Origin of the sequence: Bradyrhizobium sp. LA2.1 (assembly GCF_040547725.1) — a bacterium.
Taxonomy (GTDB): Bacteria; Pseudomonadota; Alphaproteobacteria; order Rhizobiales; family Xanthobacteraceae; genus Bradyrhizobium; species Bradyrhizobium barranii.
The window spans coordinates 179,778-200,468 of the sequence record NZ_JBEPQI010000012.1; the positions used below are offsets into that span (position 1 = coordinate 179,778).

The 20,691-nt window shown below is 60.4% G+C and carries 13 protein-coding genes and 3 pseudogenes; 6 read left to right on the forward strand and 10 right to left on the reverse strand.

The window, feature by feature from the left end; all coding sequences use genetic code 11:
- Positions 1–65: 65 nt before the first annotated feature.
- Both ABIB95_RS24200 and ABIB95_RS24205 read right to left on the reverse strand, forming a co-directional pair.
- Complete coding sequence (locus ABIB95_RS24200; protein WP_247310235.1) at positions 66–554, reverse strand: Hsp20/alpha crystallin family protein; 489 nt, start codon at positions 552–554, stop codon at positions 66–68.
- 83 nt (positions 555–637) lie between these two features.
- Positions 638–1,056, reverse strand: a pseudogene (locus ABIB95_RS24205) (Hsp20 family protein).
- Positions 1,057–1,409: 353 nt separating this feature from the next.
- Between ABIB95_RS24205 and ABIB95_RS24210 the strand changes: the two are divergent.
- Together ABIB95_RS24210 and ABIB95_RS24215 are read left to right on the forward strand one after the other, a co-directional pair.
- Positions 1,410–1,634 carry a hypothetical protein gene (locus ABIB95_RS24210; protein ID WP_247310233.1) on the forward strand — a complete coding sequence of 75 codons (225 nt, stop codon included), beginning with the start codon at positions 1,410–1,412 and terminating at the stop codon, positions 1,632–1,634.
- On the forward strand, positions 1,631–1,810 hold the full coding sequence (locus ABIB95_RS24215) for a hypothetical protein (protein ID WP_247310231.1): 180 nt from the start codon (positions 1,631–1,633) through the stop codon (positions 1,808–1,810). Before ABIB95_RS24210 ends, ABIB95_RS24215 begins: the two co-directional genes overlap by 4 nt.
- Positions 1,811–1,895: 85 nt before the next feature.
- Here the strand turns inward: ABIB95_RS24215 and ABIB95_RS24220 are convergent, their stop codons facing one another.
- The 4 genes from ABIB95_RS24220 to ABIB95_RS24235 all read right to left on the reverse strand — a co-directional run bounded on the left by ABIB95_RS24220 (position 1,896) and on the right by ABIB95_RS24235 (position 6,809).
- The gene (locus ABIB95_RS24220) at positions 1,896–2,105 is read right to left on the reverse strand and encodes a hypothetical protein (protein WP_247310229.1); all 210 of its coding nucleotides are present in this window, start codon (positions 2,103–2,105) and stop codon (positions 1,896–1,898) included.
- Between the two features lie 377 nt (positions 2,106–2,482).
- On the reverse strand, positions 2,483–2,800 hold the full coding sequence (locus ABIB95_RS24225; protein WP_502917861.1) for a hypothetical protein: 318 nt from the start codon (positions 2,798–2,800) through the stop codon (positions 2,483–2,485).
- Positions 2,801–3,838: 1,038 nt separating this feature from the next.
- Positions 3,839–4,231 carry a response regulator gene (locus ABIB95_RS24230; RefSeq protein WP_247310225.1) on the reverse strand — a complete coding sequence of 131 codons (393 nt, stop codon included), beginning with the start codon at positions 4,229–4,231 and terminating at the stop codon, positions 3,839–3,841.
- Between the two features lie 40 nt (positions 4,232–4,271).
- Complete coding sequence (locus ABIB95_RS24235; protein ID WP_247343385.1) at positions 4,272–6,809, reverse strand: PAS domain S-box protein; 2,538 nt, start codon at positions 6,807–6,809, stop codon at positions 4,272–4,274.
- A 240-nt stretch (positions 6,810–7,049) separates the two neighbouring features.
- On the opposite strand from ABIB95_RS24235, the gene ABIB95_RS24240 reads away from it, so the two are divergent.
- The 4 genes and pseudogenes from ABIB95_RS24240 to ABIB95_RS47400 all read left to right on the forward strand — a co-directional run bounded on the left by ABIB95_RS24240 (position 7,050) and on the right by ABIB95_RS47400 (position 12,826).
- The gene (locus ABIB95_RS24240) at positions 7,050–7,841 is read left to right on the forward strand and encodes an alpha/beta fold hydrolase (RefSeq protein WP_354242662.1); all 792 of its coding nucleotides are present in this window, start codon (positions 7,050–7,052) and stop codon (positions 7,839–7,841) included.
- On the forward strand, positions 7,834–9,540 hold the full coding sequence (locus tag ABIB95_RS24245) for a PAS domain-containing hybrid sensor histidine kinase/response regulator (RefSeq protein WP_247310218.1): 1,707 nt from the start codon (positions 7,834–7,836) through the stop codon (positions 9,538–9,540). The genes ABIB95_RS24240 and ABIB95_RS24245 overlap by 8 nt, the downstream gene beginning before the upstream one ends.
- 96 nt (positions 9,541–9,636) lie before the next feature.
- A complete protein-coding gene (locus tag ABIB95_RS24250; protein WP_502917862.1) occupies positions 9,637–9,798 on the forward strand; it encodes a hypothetical protein in 162 nt (53 codons plus the stop codon).
- 557 nt (positions 9,799–10,355) lie between these two features.
- Positions 10,356–12,826, forward strand: a pseudogene (locus ABIB95_RS47400) (bifunctional diguanylate cyclase/phosphodiesterase).
- 418 nt (positions 12,827–13,244) lie between these two features.
- Here ABIB95_RS47400 and ABIB95_RS24265 read toward each other — a convergent pair.
- The 4 genes and pseudogenes from ABIB95_RS24265 to ABIB95_RS24280 form a co-directional block, all read right to left on the reverse strand.
- Positions 13,245–15,653, reverse strand: a complete 2,409-nt coding sequence (locus ABIB95_RS24265) for a cytochrome c3 family protein (protein WP_502917863.1) — start codon at positions 15,651–15,653, stop codon at positions 13,245–13,247.
- Between the two features lie 106 nt (positions 15,654–15,759).
- Positions 15,760–16,038 carry a hypothetical protein gene (locus ABIB95_RS24270; protein ID WP_247310216.1) on the reverse strand — a complete coding sequence of 93 codons (279 nt, stop codon included), beginning with the start codon at positions 16,036–16,038 and terminating at the stop codon, positions 15,760–15,762.
- A 98-nt stretch (positions 16,039–16,136) separates the two neighbouring features.
- The gene (locus ABIB95_RS24275; RefSeq protein ID WP_354242671.1) at positions 16,137–18,779 is read right to left on the reverse strand and encodes an arylsulfatase; all 2,643 of its coding nucleotides are present in this window, start codon (positions 18,777–18,779) and stop codon (positions 16,137–16,139) included.
- Positions 18,780–18,836: 57 nt separating this feature from the next.
- Positions 18,837–20,266, reverse strand: a pseudogene (locus ABIB95_RS24280) (DUF1254 domain-containing protein).
- Positions 20,267–20,691: the final 425 nt, after the last annotated feature.

The following is a 20,691-nucleotide window of genomic DNA, read 5'->3' on the forward strand; positions in this document are numbered from 1 at the left end:
CTCCCTTTACGCTCCTTTCGTCGGGACGGGTTTCGGGCGGCGACGACCGCCGCCCGTGATGGTCTTTACTGCGAGTTGATCGCGATACGCTTGACACCCGCTCGCGGGTTTTCCGATTTCGGAAGCGAGACCGTCAGGACGCCGTTCTTGAACGACGCCTGGGCCTTGTCCTCCGCGACGTCCTCGAGCGCGATCTGCCGCTGGAACGAGCCATAGTAGCGCTCGGTGAAGTATCTACCTTCGTTCTTCTCGCTCTTCTTCTCGCCGCGGATGGTCAGCACCCCGTTGGCGATTTCGATCTGGACGTCGTTCTCCGTCATGCCGGGAAGCTCGGCCGAGATCGTCAGCGCCTTGTCGGTCTCGCTGAGCTCGATCTTGGGCCAGCCGAATTGCCCTTCCATGAGCGGCGACAGGCTTGTGCCGCCGAAGCCGCGTAAGACATCGTCGAACAGCCGGTTCATTTCGCGATGCAGCGTCATGAACGGATCGTGGCTGCCGCGCGCCAGCGCGAGCTCCTGGTTTCTGGGCCAGGGAATGAGATCACGAACTGCCATGGTTTTTCTCCTTCGTTGCATGGGCCAGGGAGCGCGGCCACGCTTGCGCGCGCCGCGTTCCGCTGTCGAACCTCGATCAGGCTTCAGGCCGCCTTCTTCTGCTCGATCTGCGAGGCGGCAGAGGCGCCGCTTCCGATCTGGACCCGGCGCGGCTTCATGGCTTCCGGCACCTCGCGGACGAGATCGATGATCAGCAGTCCGTCGCGGAAGGAGGCCTCCTTCACCTGAACGTAGTCGGCGAGGTTGAACACGCGCCGGAAAGGACGCGCGGCGAAGCCCCGGTACAGGTATTCGCCGGCCGCCTCCTCGGGCTTCCTGCCCTCAATCGTGAGCGCATTCTGCTCAGCCGTCACGGCGATGTCGTCGGCTCCGAAGCCGGCGACGGCGACCGAGATCCGGAGTGATCCTCGCTGGTGCGCTCGATGTTGTCGACGAGGTCGGCCAGGTGGTCGAAGCCGATGGTGGAGCGCCACAGGGGCGCGAAGTCAACGGTGGTCCTCATAACCAAGTCCTCCAAAGAGCAAGATGGATACAAGGAGCGCAAGGCTGGAGTCAGAGCGGGTCTGGTGCCCGGCCCGGCGCCCGCGCCGGACCCGTAAAGGCGCCCGGCACACCGCTCTCGCGGCGAAAAATCAATTAGAAGAACGAGAAGCCGTTTCAAGGGGTCGGCCGCAAAAAAAATGCGGCGATCCCGTCGCCGCTTGCCACCTCCTGCGCCGCCTTTTCGAAGGCTCGGACATGCGGCGCGAGACATCTTGACAGCCAATCGCGTCTGAATATTTTTTGCACCGGCAATCTCTTTCCCGGCTTTCTCAACCCCGAAAAGGACCGTGACGACCGTCAGGAGAAACGACGATGCTCGACGAAGATCTGGCCCGCATCCGTGCGCACCGCAACAACATCCACCGCTATCGACGGCTGCTTCGGACGAAGCTGTCGGAGCTGGAACGTCAGTTCATCGAAAGACGCCTCGCCGAGGAGCAGATCGCGCTCGATGCTCTGGCCGCCGAAACCTTCCCCGTCACTTTCACACTTCCGAACGGCCAGCCGGATCCAGCTATGATGGGAGCCGAGCGATGAGCGACATCCATGAACTCCTCGTCTGCGGCAGCGAAAAGGTCATCGGACACTATCGCCTGCTGTTGGCGAGTGCCAAGACCGAGAGCGAGCGCCAGCTGTATCGGAGCCGGATCGAGCGCGAGCAGCGGCTGCTGGACGAGCTCCAGGGCGGCTTTCCGGATCGGTTCGCGGCATGATCGGAATGTTCGCCATCGGGCGACGGCGTTCGATCTCTGGCACGCCCCGGCGAGCGACGTCGAGAAGGTGCCTCGAAGCGGGGCGCTAGGCCGACTTCTTCGTCATCTCTGCGAGGGCTGCCCGCGCGATCTCGGTGAGCCCGCCGATGGCCCTGTTTCCTTTCAGCGCGCTGGCGAGGAGTTTCTCAGCTATCGCTTTCCTCAGTTCGTGGTCGCCGCCGTGAGGTAACGGGCGGCAGACCTCCTCCAGCACGAAGTCGAGGTTGGCCAACGTCCGGTCGTCAAGCTGCGTCATGGCTGACCCCGCCTCTCCGTGAGGGATGCAATCTCGGGATGGGGTGCATGTTGACCGCGGTCGGCGGCCCATTCCCCCACTCGCGAGGCCGTTTCGGCCTGACGCGCTTTCCTCAGCAGGTTTTCTCGCTCCGGCCCTGGCGGAAGTTTCGAGGCTGTTTCACTCGCCTGTTTCGCGAACGATGCGAGCCGGTCTTGCAACGAGGTCGATTGCTTGAAACGACGCCTCTTTTGCATGGCGCTCTCCTCTGACATCGGCGGCGCACAAAGGTCTCTTCCGTGGCCGCGCCACCCGCCATCCTGGCGGCAGCTAAAGGATCCAAAAATGCGGAACCGGCGAGCCGGAGAAAAGTTCCCCGGCTGCGCCGGGACCTCTGTTCACTCGCTTAGCAGCAGGAGTAGGACATTCCGGGCAGGTGCCGCCGATCTGCCGCCGATCGAGCCCAGAACGCAGCGGAGCTCGGCGATCGCTTCCTCCAGAGAGACCCCGGCCGGCGCATCCCGGCGCGCCATTTCAAAAGCGCGCTCGCGGGCATGTAGATTGGCGCGGTCCTGCATCCAGCCGTGCTCCTCGCACTCGCGGATCGCCCGGCCTTCTGCAGCACCGAGATCGCTCAGCCGCGCAGTGTCCGGATCGCGGGCCGCCATTCTTTCATCATCAGCATCATGGAGCGGCCCGCGAAAAATGATGCGCAAGGCCCGCCAAGCCGAGACCGGCTCACACATGAGCGAATGGCTGAGATCGCCTCGGCTTGCAGCCGCCGAAGTAAAGCGTAAGATTCAGGTGATTTGCGAAATCAATGGGGGGCAGCGTGACAGCGCCAGACCTTGTTTTCATAATCGCCATCCTTGGACTGGGCGCCCTTTCCTCGGCCTTCGTGTATATGCTGGTGCTGGGCCTGTAGAGCGCACTGTCAATTTCGGCGCTGACCTGTTTTAACGCTTGTGCCCTGAGTTGGCTTCGTGGACACACTATGGAACAACCCTCGCCCAAGACAAGGCAACCATCCTGCCCCGATCAGTTTGCGCATCGGCACTTGCGGAGTGATCGGCCGATGATAGCCGGAGCGCTGTCGCGGCAGAGGGGGCTGGCCGAGGACTCGATCCCGACGCGCTCGAAAGAGATCGACGGCGCTCAAGCGAATGGGATTCGATCTAGGCTCTGAGCCCATCGCGATCGAAATTCATGTCGGGCGCCCAGCTGGTGCGGGAAAAGGCGTTTGAGAAGCTGCGTACCGAAGCCCATCCTTGCCGGCTGCGTCGAAAGATAAACGTCCTTTTCGATCCACTCGAACGCCAGCCCGCCAGCGTTCCGTTTCTAAATGACTCAAGTTTCCGCCCCCGGGGGGACGGGGGAGCCATGTTTGACCGCATTCGTGGCCAATTGGTGAAGGGCAGCCGAGTGCCATAGCCAGCTGTGCCCCCAGAACGACATCGCGGCCTGATTGCGGGACATCCCGTCCTCGATCGCGGCCACGACACGCTTGCGAAGATCCAGAGAGCAAGGCTTGCCCAACGATGCGGGCCTACTTCCAGCCAGCATGGTGAATCAGAAACGCACTTATTTGGGAATCCCAAATCGATCAACCTAACCCCATACCGCCTTAGGCGACCCGAACTTGCCCGCGGCGTAGGTCAGACGTCTCCCCGAAATGCGCGATGAAGCCGTGCTGCTGGTCGATGCGGATGCCGCCCTGCCAACCCCAGCGAGCAGCGGATAGATGTTTTCCAAGGCTATGATGAGCCGCTTGCCGGGGCAAGCGGTCGAGCCTTCGGGAGCATCGGGAGCAACCTCTGAAGATCTGCCATCGTGAACGGCTTGGCGACAACTGGAGCGTCAGCGAAGGTCGGATCTAGACCTTTCGAGCCATAGCCAGTCGCGAAAATAAAGGGAATGCCACGTTTTCTGAGGGTTTCCGCGATCGGATAACTCGGCTCGCCGTCTAAATTGACGTCGACAATCGCCAAGTCGAATGTTCCTGTCTTCGCAAGGTCAAGGGCTTCCTGCATCCGCGAGACGACCGCGCCCACTTCGTGTCCCATGTCCGTCAACATGTCTTCGATGAAAAAGGCAACCAACGCCTCATCTTCGATAATAAGAACTCGAAGCTTGCCTGTTGAACCCATTAATTCGCTCCGTCATGATAAGAGTATGTGGCCGCAATATTCATGTTAGCGGTATCTTGCTTTCGCATACGACCCCACCGGGAGCGAATGAGAGCCTTACCTCGGCATCAAATTCCCGACGGAGTGCGAGCTCGAGAAGGCGGCTGCCAAAGCCATTTCGACGCGGTGTTTCTACCTTGGGGCCACCCATCTCCTCCCAACACAGATGCAGATAGCGTTCGGAACCTGTCTGTTGGACTTCCCAACGAATCTCGATGCGTCCCGTCTCGTTTGCAAGAGCACCGTACTTTGCGGCATTGGTGCAAAGCTCATGGAACGCCATGGATAGCGAAAGGGCGAGCTTTGGCCGCAGACGCAAAGATGGCCCCAAAATCTGGAAGCGCCTCTCGGGGTGGATGCAAATTGGAGCGATCGCCTCGACAATCAAATCCTGAAGATAGATGCCCTCCCAATCCTCCCGCGTGAGCGCGTCGTGGGCGCGGGACAGGGCGACGAGCCGGCCTTCGAACTGACGAAACACCGGAGTGTGAGTTTCGCCGCGAAATGTTTGTGCAGCGAGCGATTGAACCGTCGCAAGCGTATTCTTCACTCTGTGGTTCAGCTCGTTGACTAACAACTTCCGACGCTCTTCATGGCGACGTTTCTCGGTGATATCCCGCGCGATCTTGGATGCGCCGATGACTTTGCCACGCGCGTCCTTAAGGGGTGAGACGGTCAATGAGACGTCTATAAAACTCCCGTCCTTGCGCATGCGCACGGTCTCATAGGGAGCAACATGATCACCTCGCCGAATGCGGTCGAGAATTTCAGGCTCTTCATCCTGGCGATCCGGTGGAATGAGAATGTTGATAGGCCTGCCTATGATCTCTCGTGCTGCATACCCAAAAAGACGTTCTGCGCCCTTGTTCCAGGTCTGAATGATCCCATGCGTGTCCTTGCTGATGATCGCGTCATCCGAGAATTCGACGATTGCGGCGAGACGACCGGCATACTCTTCGGCCTTTTTTCGTTCGGAAATATCGACCAGCATATTGATCGCGCCGATGAGCTTGCCTTCGGAGTCATGCAGTGGCGTCGGGTAGGGGATAAAGGGGATGCGCGTGCCATCCGGCCGTTCTGCGACCGCTTCCACGCCCCGGACCGGCCGGTTCTCCCTAAGGGCTACGGCCATCGGACACTGATCATGGGGCAGCGGCGTTCCATCCGGATTGTAGAGGCGCCAGGTGACACACCACTCGTCATCCTGCTGCGGCGTCCGTCCCGCCATTTCGACCGCAGCCTTGTTGAAGAAGGTGATCTTTCCTTCGGCGTCCGTCGTATAAACGGCGGCCGGAAGCGCTTCGAGCAACTCTCGCAGGTGGCGCTCGCTCTGATGGATCCGATCCTCCATTCGCTTGGTGTCGGTCACGTCCTGGATTACCCGGACTCCATAGCAGAACTCGCCGCCGGCATCCCTCACACAGGAACCGTACACGTCGAGATAGACCAGCGTGCCATCAGGGTTCGTCGCGCGTTTCCGAACCGAATAGTTGTCGAGGTCTCCGCGAATTTGCCGTGCGTAAAGCCGGGCATCTTCATCCCGATCGTCGTCGTGCGTGTAGTCGAAGAACGTCATACTCAAGAGTTGTTCGCGAGAGCGTCCCAACATTTTGCAAATGGCATCGTTCACGCGAAGCAGCCGGCCCTCTTTGTCCGCTTCGGCAATGCCGATGGTTGCAGCTTCGTAGGTCGCCGCCAGACGCTCTTCGCTCTCGCGTCGCGCGCGCTCGGCTTCGTAAACGCCCGTCACATCGGTGGTGAAACAGCGTGTGTTGACGAATCTCCCGTCGTCGAAACGGCTGTTCGAGGTTATAAGCACATGCTTGGTCGAACCGTCCTTGGCCCGGAGGCGAGCCGGATAACGATCAAGCTCCTCACCGCACGAAAGCCGGTGGAGAATATCTCCGATGACTGGCGCATCCGCATGAAACTCCGCGATGTGCCGTCCGACATATTCGTCAGCGCTATAGCCAAGCATGGACAGTTCTGCCTTGTTGGCGCGCTGGATGATGCCTTCCCCGCTCACGATGTGAAGGCCGATCGCGCTGTTCTCGAAGAAATCCTCCAGGTCCGCACTCTTGTTGCGGAGTTCATCTTCCATAGCCTTTTTGGCGGAAATGTCCTGAAAGCAGTTGATGGCTCCCTGGATCCTGCCGCGGTGATCTTTCAAAGGGCGAATATTGACCAGGACGACGACGCGAGAGCCGTTTGGCCTTTCGATTACGACTTCAGCATTCCGGGTCGCGGTGCCGGTCCTCACCGCCTCCGCCATAGGGCATTCGTCGTGCGAAAGGGGGGTACCGTCCAGGCGCAACAGGCGATGGGATCCGCAGAAGCGATCCTTTGGCTCTTCAACGGCGGGCCTCCGCCCCCAGAGTTCTGCGGCTTCGCTATTGAAGCGAACAAGCCAGCCATCATGATCGCAAACATAGACCCCACCGGGAATTACATCGAGCGCGGTCGGCGCGGCTGCGACCAGGGCGTCGTACTCGGAAAGTCCTCGGGCAGCTGAGATTGGAAATTCCTCGACGTTCGACATACGATGTCCTGGCTCAACAGGTTCTTCCCTGCGTCAGACGGGCAAACTTAACATGCAGAGATTGCTGCCGAAATTACATGGTTGATCGCGGGCAAGCCAAGTCAACTCCATGGAACGCTCGTGGAAACCAAACGTTCCTCAACCTTCGTTTTGAAAGTTCCTGCATCTCCAGCTTGGGTCGATAGCCCTAAGATGCTAGCGGGAGCGACCAAGGCCGCCGGACCATACAAAGGATGCTCAATGTCGGTACTCGTCGTCCGCAATAACGTGAAAACAGCAGGCCAAGGTTCCCGCTCGATGGTTTTCGCGCATGGGTTTGGCTGCGACCAAAACATGTGGCGCTTTGTCGCCCCTGCCTTTGAAGAGGACTTTCGCACGATTCTTTTCGATCATGTCGGTGCGGGTGGGTCAGACCTCAGTGCCTTCTCGGCCGCCAAGTACGGCAGCCTCGAGGGTTATGCAGACGATGTCGTCGAGCTCGGGCGCGCGCTGGACGTAGAGAATGGAATTTTTGTCGGGCATTCGGTCAGTGCCATGATCGGCATCCTGGCGGCAAAGAAGGCTCCAGAGCTCTTTGAAGGCTTGGTGTTGGTCGGGCCATCGCCGCGGTACATCGACGACGACAACTATAAAGGAGGTTTTAGGTCGGATCAGATCGAGGAACTGCTGGATTTTCTGGACAGCAACCATATGGGCTGGTCGGCCGCCATGGCTCCGGCGATCATGGGTAACCCCGAACGGCCAGAACTTGGCGAGGAGCTGACCAACAGCTTTTGCCGAACCGATCCAGAGATCGCCAAGCACTTCGCCCGAACGACGTTCATGTCCGACAACCGGGCGGATCTGGCTGGCCTGAAAGCACGGTCGCTCGTTTTGCAGTGCAAGGAGGATGTCATCGCTCCGATTGACGTAGGCGAGTATGTCCACCGTAACCTGCCGAACAGCCAGTTGGTCATTCTGGACGCAACAGGGCACTGTCCGAACCTCAGCGCGCCGGACGCGGTGATCAAAGCGATCCGCGAATTTGTCTAGGAATCCCATAATATCGTCTGAACCGGCCGGGTCGAACAGCGACTCCCATGCCGAAGATCTTGAAGATCTCTTCGAGCACGCTCCTTGCGGTTATCTTTCCCTGGAGCCTAACGGACGCATTGTTCGGGCAAACGCCACATTCGCATCTTGGGTTGGCTACGGTTGCGACGAGCTAAAAGGTCGCCCCTTTCACGACCTGCTGAATGTTGCCGGTCGCATTTACTACGAAACGCATTTCGCCCCATTGCTGCGAATGCAGGGCCATTTCGATGAGGTGGCGCTTGAGATCGTCACACGGTCGAACGCGCGCCTGCCGGTCCTTGTGAATGCCGCGGAAAGACGCGACGAATGCGGAGGCCTCCGATTTATCCGGATCACTGTCTTCAATGCCGTCGACCGCCGGCGCTATGAACAGGAGCTGCTCGACGCCCAGCGCAAGGCGACGGCCGCCAGCGACGCCCTCCAAGACCTCAATGCCCGGCTAGAAGAACGTGTTGCGGAAGAAGTCGCTTTGCGCATGAAGACGGAAGAGACCCTGCGGCAAAGCCAGAAGATGGAGGCGGTGGGGCAGCTCACAGGTGGGGTGGCGCATGATTTCAACAATCTTCTCACGGTTATCGTGGGCGGTCTCGACACGATAGGGCGGCAGCTCGATCGATCTCTTGAAGAGATGGACCTCGCGCGGATGCGTAGGGCGCGCGACATGGCGCATCACGGCGCCCAGCGCGCCGCGACGCTGACGTCTCGTCTGCTCGCATTCTCGCGCCAACAGACCCTGGCCCCGCAAAAAATAGAGCCTAACCGGCTTATTTCGGGCGTTGCTGATCTCCTGAAAAGAACTCTGGGAGAAATGATTGCCTTCGAAACCGTATCGGCCGGCGGATTATGGCAGGCATTCGCCGATCCTGGAGAGCTTGAGAACGCACTTATCAACCTGGCGGTCAATGCGCGGGACGCCATGCCGTCCGGCGGACGGCTAACGATCGAAACCGCCAATGCCTTTCTCGATGAAGCCTATGTGGAGGCATTAATCGAGCCTGTAAAGCCTGGACAATACGTGCTCGTCGCGGTCTCGGATACCGGTTCGGGAATGTCTTCCGAGACCATGGCTCGTGTGTTCGAGCCCTTCTTTACCACGAAGGAAGTCGGCAAGGGGACGGGTCTTGGATTGAGCCAGGTTTACGGCTTTATCCGGCAATCAGGCGGCCATGTTCGAATTTACTCGGAACTTGGCCAGGGGACGACGGTCAAGCTCTACCTGCCGCGCGCAACGGATCAGGACGTAGACGCCGACCCCGTGACTGGTGTCGACCGCAGGACTGATGGCGGATCCGAAACGATCCTGGTTGTCGAAGACCACGAGGATTTGCGTGCTTATTGCGTTAGCGTGTTGCAGGAGCTCGGCTACCGGGTTCTCGAAGCAAGTAACGGCCGCCAAGCATTGCAGATTTTGCAGGCCGACGTGGACGTCGCTCTCATTTTTACAGATGTTGTTCTTCCCGATGGGTTAGACGGTCGAGAATTGGCCCGGGAGGCGCAGCGCCGCCGCCCGGGTCTTCCAGTCCTGTTCACCACCGGCTACAGCCGTAACGCCGTCATCCACAACGGCCGTCTTGAGCCCGGCGTCCATTTGATCGGAAAGCCTTTTACCTTCGCCGAGCTCGCCGCGCGCGTCCGCGCCATCCTCGACGGACTTTAGTCATGGCTCCATCATCACTTCCTCTGTGGCAATTTGCTGAATAGTCCTAGTGACGGCAGTTTCATTTTTCATGCGTATATTCAGAGGAGTAGCGTGATGTCCATTACCGCCAAGATATTCGCCGGATCCGTTCCCGAGGTCTACGACACTTACCTCGGCCCTCTTATCTTCGAGTCCTATGCTGCCGACCTCGCAGCGCGCGTCAGCTCCGCAGACCATTTTCGAGACGCCGCCGCGGTCGGTGTCATCGAGCAATAGCAAGTTATCACGTCAACGTCATGCCGAACGCCGTCGTAGAGCCGGCTGACGAGTTAGAACAGCAGCTGGCCGCCGGATTGAGCGAACGGCATGTAGCCTGCTCGTCGAGAACGATGAAGTCCATCCGGTCAAATGCTCGGTGATGCGACCCTGGCGTCCGTTGCGGGGTCTCGATCTCCAGGCTGGTGCAGGTCCTTAAAAAACTCGAACAATCTCTGTGCAGCGTGGTCGCGGCTGCACGTCTGAGGCAAACTGCATCTGGATTTCGCAGGGACAACCGGAACAGCCAAACCTCGCGCTCAGCGCGCATCGGATCGCATGCGCGAATAGTACCCCATCCTCGCTAGGAAGCCACGGAGACGGCAGACACTTCATCAGCCCAAGCGAACAGCTTTCAGCATAAGCTGTCATAAGCCTTTCGACGATCGGGTTGCCGGGTAACCTCTTCAATCGATGAAAAAAGGGCGGGCCAGGTCATCGAAAAATAACCACAGTGTCAACTGTGTCAGTCCTTTTCAGAATTGCGCAACGGCGGCAGCTGTAGGGTCCCGGCAAAATTGTACTGTGCAAGATATTTACGGGGACGTTACCCGCATGTTTACCATTACAATTGCATCGCCTACGAACACGACTTGCGACTAGTGGTGCTGGCGGCCCTCGTATGTGCGCTCGCGTCTTTCGCGGCGATCAACTTCCTCAATCACGTCCGCAAGACAACGGGCTATATGCGCGATGTCTGGTTGTGCGTGGCCGCCACCGCAAGCGGCTTCGGCATCTGGGCGACACACTTCATCGCCATGCTTGCATACTCACCAGGCATGCCGAGCGGATACAACATCATCCTCACCCTGCTATCGCTCGTCGCGGCCATCTTGCTCACTGGCGTGGGCCTTTGGATTACGTCCGTAAACAGGGTGCCCGCTGGGCGCTGGATCGGGGGAGCGGCCGTCGGCGGCGGCATCGCGGCGATGCACTACACCGGAATGGCGGCTTTCGAGATCGCCGGACGGATCCAGTGGGATCCCGTTCTCGTTGTTGCTTCCATCGTGCTGGGAGCGGCGATCGGAGCAACCGCGCTGCCAGCCGGGCTACGCGACGGCTCGATGAAATGGAAGGCTATCGGGGCGGTGCTGCTGACACTGGCTATCTGCAGTCACCACTTCACTGCCATGGGCGCTGTTTCGATCATCCCCGACCCAACAGTCGTGGTGTCGCAGATGGCGCTTCCGGCCCGCTGGCTTGCACTCGGCGTCGCGCTTGCGTCGCTGACCATCCTGTTCCTTGCCTGCGCAGGTCTTGCGCTCGATATCCGCGAACGTCATCGCGCCGAACTGGAAGTCGATCGCATGCGCGGCCTTGCCGATGCGTCGGCCGAGGGATTGCTGGTCTGTTACGGCGACAAGATTGTTTCGATCAATTCGAGCCTGACGGAACTGACGGGCTATGTCCCTCGGACGATGTGATTGGAGAATCGCTTGCGATCTGCCTCCCCGAGGAGTCCGTCAGGCGCAAGCTGGTCGCGAGGCCAAGGGAGCGGATCGAGGCGGAGTTGCGCGATGTCAACGGTCAATTCATTCCCGCCGAATTCATCCTTCGCTCGATCGATTTCGCCGGTCAGCCTCACCACGCCATCGCCGTCCGCGATTTGCGCGACCGGAGGAAGGCCGAAGAGCATATTCATTTTCTGGCACACCACGACGCCTTGACCGGCTTGCCGAACCGAAACAGCTTCAACGCCCGGCTCGATAAGGAAATCGAGCCGCATCAGGCTTCCGCCCAGTCGTTTGCAGTGTTCTGCCTCGACCTCGATCGCTTCAAGGAAGTGAACGACCTGTTCGGGCATGCCGCCGGCGATGCCTTGCTGAAAAGGATCGCAAAATGCGTTACCTCAGTTCTCGATCGGAACCAGATGATGGCGCGGCTTGGCGGTGATGAATTTGCGATTATCGCGACAAACCTTTCCAGTCCATCTGTAGCGGGGCGCATCGCCGAGAATATCATTGAAGCATTGCGGATCGAAAACGAATCATCGACCACGGCCTCCTTCGTTTCCACCAGCATCGGCGTAGCGATTTTCCCGAACGACGCCCGGGACGGACGGGGCCTTCTCACCCACGCGGATACCGCGCTCTATCGCGCAAAGACCGACGGCCGCGGTGTCTATCGCTTCTTGGAAGCCGCGATGGGCGTTGAGGTGCGCGATCGCCGCATGCTTGAACACGATCTTCGCACCGCCATCGCCCGCCAAGAATTTGAACTGGCCTATCAGCCGCAAGCCCGGCTCGATACGCGTGAGATCACAGGCTTCGAGGCCCTTTTGCGATGGCGTCACCCGCAACGCGGGCAGGTCTCGCCGGCCGTGTTCATTCCCGTCGCGGAGGAAAGTGGTACGATCCAGCAGATCGGCGAATGGGTGCTGAGAGAGGCATGCGCGGAAGCCAGTGGCTGGACCAACCCGATCGGAGTCGCCGTCAACGTCTCGGCGATGCAATTGCATAATCCGCAGTTTACGCAGCTCGTTCACAGAATCCTTGTTGAAACCGGTCTGAACCCCGCGCGGCTTGAACTGGAGATCACGGAAACCGCGCTGGTCCGTGATCTTAATCGGGCGCTGACGACGTTGCGTCAGCTCAAGGCGCTCGGCGTCCGGATCGCAATGGACGATTTCGGGACCGGTTACTCGTCGCTGTCAAACCTGCGGGCATTTCCGTTCGACAAGATCAAGATCGACGCCTCCTTCATCAAGGTGGTCGACACCAACGAACAGGTCGCGACAATCGTTCGGGCGGTGCTTGGCATCGGTCGCGGGCTCAAATTGCCGGTCTTGGCGGAAGGCGTTGAGACTCGTGAGGAGCTGCGCTTCCTGGGCACGGAGCGATGCGATCAAATTCAGGGATATCTGGTCGGGAAACCGGCTGATATAGCCGGCTTTCGCTACCTCACGCATGCAGTGGAAAGCCAACGCGATCTCGAATTTCCGCTACCCCATACCGGCGATTGCGTTGCGCTGAAAGTCGTTGGTCGATGAGGACAAAAGCGTGGGCCAACGCTCGCTGCTATGTCTCTTCACCACCCGTCCGTGCCCGCCGTTGCTTGATCGGATGCGCCGGATCATTGAGACCCGGCGTCGACGGATGCCGCTCGCGACGAGCCGATCGATCAGCGCTTCGTCCACCGCCGGAGGGCCGTGGTGAGCTCGCGCGGATGTATTTGTCCCATTTCTCTTCAGCGCGAGGACCTGCTGTCGCGGCGCTGAGGAAGAGTTCAGTACTCACGACACCGCGAACCGACCGGCGGCGATGCCGTTCTTCTTGGCGTGCTGTTTGAATTCCTGCGCAACCTTTGAGGCCGCTTTTTCCTCCGATGGCAACCCGATGGCAGACATCTCGGATCGGCCGCTTCGGGCCGATTCCGGATTTGCCGCGCGCTGCGTACGACCTGAATATCTATCGCTTCAGTTCCCTGATCCGGTCACCCAAACGGGAATCATCCGGCATTAGCCGCGCCAATCGCTCTGCATATTCCAGGGCCGCTGCATTGTCGCCCTTCTCGCGACTAAAGTTCATCGCTGCTGCCAGCATCTCCAGATTGTTGGGATGAGCGCGCAGGCCCTCTTGCAGCACTGCAATAGCATCGTCGCGACGACCGCTGGAATTCAGCCCGACGGCATAGACATAGGCGTAGCGGGCCTGGCCGGGGTCCAGCACCGCGGCCTGACGCAGCGCGTCGAGCGCAGCTTCAGTGCGCTTCTCGCGCACGAGCGTCAAACCGAGCGCGTGGCGGAGCGAAGCATCCTGCGGTGATCTGGAGAGAGATTCGCGCAGGATCCGCTCCCCGTCGCTGTCGCGTCCAAGCTGGCGGTACAGGTCGGACAGATTGATAGCGGCCGGAACGAACGAGGGGCCGAGTCTAAGTGCCGCCCAATATTCGGTCTCTGCCTCGGCGGCGTTGGCCCGGCGCGCGAAAAAGCTGCCGAGCGCGGTGCGCGCTTCCGGCCGATCCGCATTCAATTTCTGCGCGGCCACGAACTCGGCCGCCGCCTGCGCGAACTTGTCGCGATCGGCGGTAGGCTGTTGAGACGGGGGCACGGAGGCAAGAAGCTCGGCAGCACGGATGCGCACGCCGCGAACGGGATCGGCGAGTTGCGCAGAGGCGACTGTCCAGAGCTGGTCGGCCCGCACCCCTTCCAGCCCATCGAGCGCGCCCAGCCTCACTAGAGGATCCGGATCGGACAGTCCGCGGCGGATCAGGCTGAGGTCAGGCGCGGGCAGTTCGGCCAGCGCGCTGGCGCGGACGATGCCGGGCACTTCGCCTGATCCGGCCATCGCGGCAAGCAGCGCCTGCGCATCGGCTGCCTCGCTCCAGGCGGCGTGAAACGCGCGCGCATAGGTCTGATAGCCGTGCCGCTCCGGCCCGAACCAGGTCTCGATCTGCCGGGCCGCCCAGGCCGCGGGCTTGTCGCGGTGGCAGTCGTTGCACGCATTTGGCGCGCCGGTTAGTACCGAGAGGTCGGGGCGGGGGATGCGGAAGCCATGGTCGTGGCGGCGGTCGACGACCATGTAGCGACGCTCGGGCATGTGGCATGCAGCGCAGGCCAGCGGCGGCGAGACGTCGGCGTGGCGCCGGTGAGCGGCGGATTCGTACTTTGCCGGCGCGTGGCACTGCGCGCAAACGCCGTCGCCGGGTGCCTTCAGCGCCGCACTATGGGGGTCGTGGCAGTCGCTGCAGGTCACGCCCTTAGCGAACATCTTGCTCTGCTTGAAGGGCGCGTAGTTGTAAGTCTCCTCGTCGTCGCGCATCTGACCGTCGGGGTGGAAGCGCTGCCGGTCGAGCAGCGATACCCGATGCGTTTGCGAGAGCGGCCGTCCAGGCGTCCAGTCTTCCGAAAGTTGCCCCCGACGCGCGTGACAGCGTCCGCAGGTTTCGACCTCCTTACGCAACGACGGTGCCAAGGCGCTGCGCACGGGCTTCAGCGTGCCGGCCTCTGTTGACCAAGTAATGCCGGTGCGCTCGTCGAACCGGACGAGGAGGCCGTTGTCCCGGTCACGCTCCGCGGGCTTCCGCTTGGCCCATTCGACATGTTGCGAGCCCGCGCCGTGGCAGGCCTCGCAGCCGACGCTGATCTCGGTGAAGGTCGTGGCGAACCGGTCCCTGGCGGCATCGTAATTCTTGTGCACACCGGTTGAGTGGCACTCGGCGCACATGAAATTCCAGTTTTGGTTCAGTTTTGTCCAATGCAGGGGATCTTCATGGGTAATGGCACCGTCGGGATAGAGGTGAATCCAGCGCTGGCCGCCTTGATCCTTTGGCCCCGTGTCCCAGGCGATGGACAAGGCCTGGACGCGGCCGTCGGGAAATTCGATCAGATACTGCTGCAACGGGTCGACACCGAACGCGTATTTGACCTCGAAAGTTGTAAGCTTGCCGTCAGGGCCGTCTGTCTCGACCAGGAATTTCTTTTCCTTTCGGAAGAAGCGCGAGCGCGTGCCGGCATATTCGAAAGTCGCGTCGTCGAAGTCGGCGCGCACGGACTGATCTGTCGCATGGTCCATTGCGTGCCGGTGTTGCGAGGTCTGCCAGAGCTTGGCCTCCGCCGCGTGGCAGCCGCTGCACGTTTGGCTGCCGACAAGCGACAGTGGGGAGGGCTGCAGCGGCTGGTTTGAGAAGTTCGATGTTGCGAACCAGGCCAGCGCTCCGGCGATCAGCACGAGAAGGACGCCGCCGATGCCCAGCAGAGCAGGGGCCAGCTGCTGTCGTGCGGAAAGGGCCGGCACCGCCGGTCGCGCGGGCGCATGCGCCTTCTCGCGCTTGCGGTTCTTTCTAGATCCCTTTGTCACGTCTGCCCACCGATCCAAGCGTGCACGCCTTGGTTGGCTTACTCGCGCAGATCCCTGTCGTGAAGCGCGATTCTCGTCTCGAGGGCCAGATGGACGCAGCCGCCGCAGAACATTAGTAAGCCTCTTACTGAAGCGGTTGAACCTTTGCAGCCATATCGGGCGCACGACTCACTCGGTAGTTCGCGTTACTGCATTTGAGTACCCAGACGGCGTGATCGGGCTTGGAGTGCTTCGCGTCTCGCGTCGCGCCAAGCGGCTTCTCGCAGACAAAGCCTTGCAGGCGAATTTGCGCGGCGAGCATGCTTTGCACTGTCTCGCCGGCAGCTTGCGCGGAAACTCCGCCGAGAGCCAAGGCGCCGGCCAACACGACGGTTGAGACGCGCATCGCATGATAGTCATTCATGAAACCCTCCAATCGCGGCATCACGTGGATCTGGTCGGCGGAAGCCGATTGGTTGGAAGGGGCTCTAAAAAGTCCTTTCCGAGTCGTTACGCCGTGCATCACTCCAGACACTTTCGCACGAACTGAATCCGTTCGATCGGACCGAGCTTTTGCGCATCAGCTTGCTTGCGGCAGTCCTCTCGCTTGTCGAACCGCGCTTCCAACTTTTGGACGACGGTAAGGTCCTCCGAGACCGGGCCGTCCGCCGCGGCCTTCATGGCGCCCTCGAATTTCTTGATGTCCTCCGGAGACAATTTTGGCCGATCCAGCCTGAGAGTCAGCTTGTTCAGTTTCGCGGTCAGCGTGAACGGCGGTTTGTAGTCAGCGTCGTTTACGCCCGTCAGCGTGTCGGAACCGATGTCGAAACTCTCGTCCCATTGAAGGATCATGGGTAGCGTTTTTTCCATCGTCTTGGTGTCGACCGCCTGACCGTCCACCTTCAGTGTGCCCGTGCCTGGGCGGCCGACGCCGGAGAAATTGTTGAACGCCAGCGTGCCCGGGCCCAAGCCATCGTATTTGAACTCGAACTCGACGATGTGCTTGCCCGGCGCAAGCGCGTCCGCCCCCTCCCACTTGATGCGCTGGAGGTCGACCAGGTTCCACAACCAGACCGGCTTGCCATTGAGCAGGTAGAAGCCGTAACCGCCGAAACGTCCGCCGGAGGTCAGGATCATCCCCTCCGAACCGTCCTGCGGCACCTCGATGTCAGCCGTGACGACATACGAGGTGTTGAGCAGAAGGGGCGAGTCACCCTGCGGCAGACCGACCATCGGTCGCGTGTAAGTAAACTCCGTACGCCCCGCGGTGATGTTTGGCCGCGGCGCAACGATGCGCGCCGCCACCGACGCATCCATCGGGAATACCTGGTATTTCTTCGCCTCCGCAAGGAACTGAGCCTTCATCTCCTTGATCTTGTCCGCGTTCTTGGCGGCAATGTCGTCGGTTTGGCTGAAATCCGTATTCAGGTTGTAGAGCTGGAACAGCTGGTTGTTCAGCGGATCCGGGTTGGCTGGGCCGAAGGCCTCCCACGGCGCGCGATTGACCTTGGTGCTGAGCATCCAGCCGTCCTTGTAGAGCGCCCATTGGCCCATCATTTCGAAATACTGGGTCGAATGGCGCGACGCCACCTTGGCGTTCGTCGCATCGAAGGTGTACATGAAGCTGGTACCTTCGATAGGCGCTTGCTTGATGCCGTCGACGACTTCGGGCGCGTTGATGCCGGCCGCCTCGAGAATGGTCGGCACGACGTCGATCACGTGCACGAACTGTTCGCGCAAGCCGCCCTTGTCCTTGATGCGCGCCGGCCACGACACCACCATGTTCTGGTTGATGCCGCCGAGCCTCGAGGCGTTCTGCTTGAACCAGTCGAACGGAGTGTCGAAGGCCCAGGACCAGCCGGCCGACATATGGTTGTAGGTCTGCTCCGTTCCCCAGACGTCGTACCACTTGAGCTGTACTTCGGCCGGCAACTTGTTGAGCCCATTGAAGAACGCGACCTCGTTCGGCGTGCCCTGCGGTCCGCCCTCGGCGCTGGTCCCGTTGTCACCGTTGATGTAGATGACGAGCGTGTTTTCGAGTTTTCCCAGGTCCTGAAAGGCCTGAATCACGCGGCCGATCTCGTGATCGTTGTAGGCCGCATAGGCGGCGAATACGTCAACCTGCCGAATGAAGAGCTTCTTTTCGTCGGCGCTGAGCTGGTCCCATGGTTTCAGTATGTCAGCTGGCCAAGACGCCAGCTTGGTGTCATTCGGGATCACGGCGAGACGCTTCTGGTTCTCCAGAATGCGCTCGCGCAGCTTCTCGTAGCCATCGTCGAACAGGTGCATCGCGCCAATCTTGTCGACCCACTCTTTGGTCGGGTGATGCGGTGCATGGGTGGCACCGGGCGCGTATTTGATGAAGATCGGCTTGTCCGGCTGGATCTGGTGCATGCGTGTCATGTAATCGATGGCGTCGTCGGCCATCGCCGTAACCAGATTCCATGTGCCAGGCGGCTTGCCCTGGAAGGGATAGATCTGGGTGGTATTGCGGAATAGGTTCGGCTGCCACTGGTTAGCGTCGCCGCCGACGAAGCCGTAGAAATATTCGAAGCCCATACCGACCGGCCACTGGTCGAACGGCCCCGCCTGGCTCGCCGCAAACGCCGGCACGTTGTGGTCCTTGCCGAACCACGACGTGGCATAGCCATTGTCCTTGAGGATGCGGCCGATCGTGGCCTTGTCCTGATCGATGATGCTGTTGTAGCCGGGAAACCCGGTGGATTGCTCCGATATGACGCCGAATCCGGCCGAATGGTGATTGCGTCCGGTGATAAGCGCGGCGCGCGTCGGCGAGCAAAGAGCGGTGGAGAACATGCGATTGTAGCGCAGGCCCTCGTTGGCGATCCGATCCATGCTCGGTGTCGGAATCACACCGCCAAAGGTGCTCGGCACGCCAAAGCCGGAATCGTCAGTGATGATCAACAGCACATTGGGTGCCCCCTTTGGCGGGACGATGCGCGGGGACCACCAGGGCTTCGACTGCAGGGCATCGTCATTGATCACGCCGCCGAACTTCAGATCAGGCGGCGGAAGCTGCTTTCCGTCTATCGCTCTCGTGGCACCAGGCGAACCCGGCGGAGAGGCGCCTTGTTGTGCGAATGCGGGCGCCGAAAGAAAAAATGAGAACGTTAGCGCAGCAGCCAAAGATCGAGTGGAGTTCATTGCAATACCTCCCATTTCTGCAAAGGCCTCAGACGCATCCATCGACGCAACCTAGCTTCAGGCTTCGGCTTTCCTCACCGGGGGAATCTTCCACGATCCGTTGATCGAGGGGTTCTTCTCACTCGGCCAGTACAACCGCATCATCAGGACGAAATCGCCCGATGGTGCGGGAAGCCAGTTGGATTCCTTGTCTTTCCCGGGCGAGTCCTTCTGGATGTAGAGATCGGTCGAGCCGTCCGGATTCGATTTCAGATTCTGGCGCGCGCTGATCGAGTAGCGGTTGATTGGATTGCTCACGAAGAAATAGTCGGCGTCGTACATCGTCACCGACCAGAACCCAAGTGCCGGCGGCAGTTGCCCTTTGGGGAATCGCATCACGTATTTGTTGGCGCCGTTATATTTCCGGCCCTCGGCGTCCTTCAGCGACGTCGGATACACGGCATCCTGCGGCCGGTTGGCGCCCAGTCCGATGGCCGTGACAAGTGCCCGCATCAGGTAGTCGGTGCCGTAGACGCCGGTCTTGGTGGTGAAGCCCCAGCCGTTCTCGTCCTTCATGTCCTTGTTGATCTTGAACTGGAGCATGATCTGGTCAAAACCGATTTCTGGAACGCGCTTGACGAAATCCGCCTTGAGCTTGCTGGCATCGAAATCCTGCCCCGGCACGATGCCGATCCTGGCGAACTTGGCGAGCTGCGGCGCATCGGCGGCCGTCGGCGGGTTGTCCTTCATCAGCTTGCAGAGCATCGTGAAATAGGCCACGGCATCCATGCGGTTGACCTGCTCGCGCACCGCCATCTTCATGTCGAGGGACGGATCGACCGTGCCCGGCGGCGGCGTGTAGGGCTTGCCATACGAACTCAGCGGCACCAGCTTGAACTCGTCCTGCAGCTTGTGCACTTCGGCGTAGTCTTCCGGTGTGCCGGTACAATAGATGCGTCCGAGCAGCCACACGATGCTGGTGGGCGACTTGTACTCCTTGACGCCGGCCGGCAGCGTCCCTTTCCAGGTCGGGCCCGTGATCGCATAGGTCTGTGCGGCCGTGCCGGTGGTCCGCTTGCCCGGCACCTGGAACACCGTGGTCCAGCCGTCCAGCATCGGAAACAGCGCGTAACGGCCTTTCATGTCGGGGATGCTGACCACCCACGGCTCCTTGCCGACATCGAGGAACGCGGTGGTGTAAAGTGTGTCAGCATTTGGCGCAGTCACGTCCCTGAAAAACGCGTCGGGATATTTGCGCAGCTTGATGATCTGGCCCGTGGGCGCCTTTGTCCCCACGGGCGCCGCGACGTTGGTGATGACCCTGCGGGTCATCTCCATCGTCACCAGCGGATAGCCGAAGATGTAGGCGTCGGTAGCGAGCGCGAAGTCCTCAAGTCCCTCACCGATGCCGAGGAGCTCACCGAGCTCGGCCCGACTCATCGTGCTCATGGAGCGCCGGCGAGCAGGCTGATGCCGCCAATCATTACGTTGCGACGGGTGAAGTTCATGGGAACGGTCTCTCCTTACATCTGCGCGGCCACGATTGCCGGCGGCTTCCAGGTGCCTTCACCTGCCGGCAGGATAGAAGGCATCTCGGTCTTCGGCCAGTTCAGCGCCACGTATTCAGCTCGCCCGCGGAGCTGATCCTCTAAGCTTCATTTTGCCGGTCTCTCAATAACAAGGCGGATAGGGATAATACCCGCAAGCCGGACAGCAGTAGGGTGGCCGCACCATACGCCGCCGCACCGAACGCGCCGGCGTACATCGCGCCGTGGTCAGGGCCAGTGATCCGAAAATCTGATTCAATTTTGTAGTACGCATTATATCGACTCCTTACAGAGGTTCGATCGACGTCTTTAGCCCTCTCGCTTCGATGCGAGCGGGTGGCACGGAAACGTGCAATGTCACCGCACTTAACGCCGCATGACGTCTG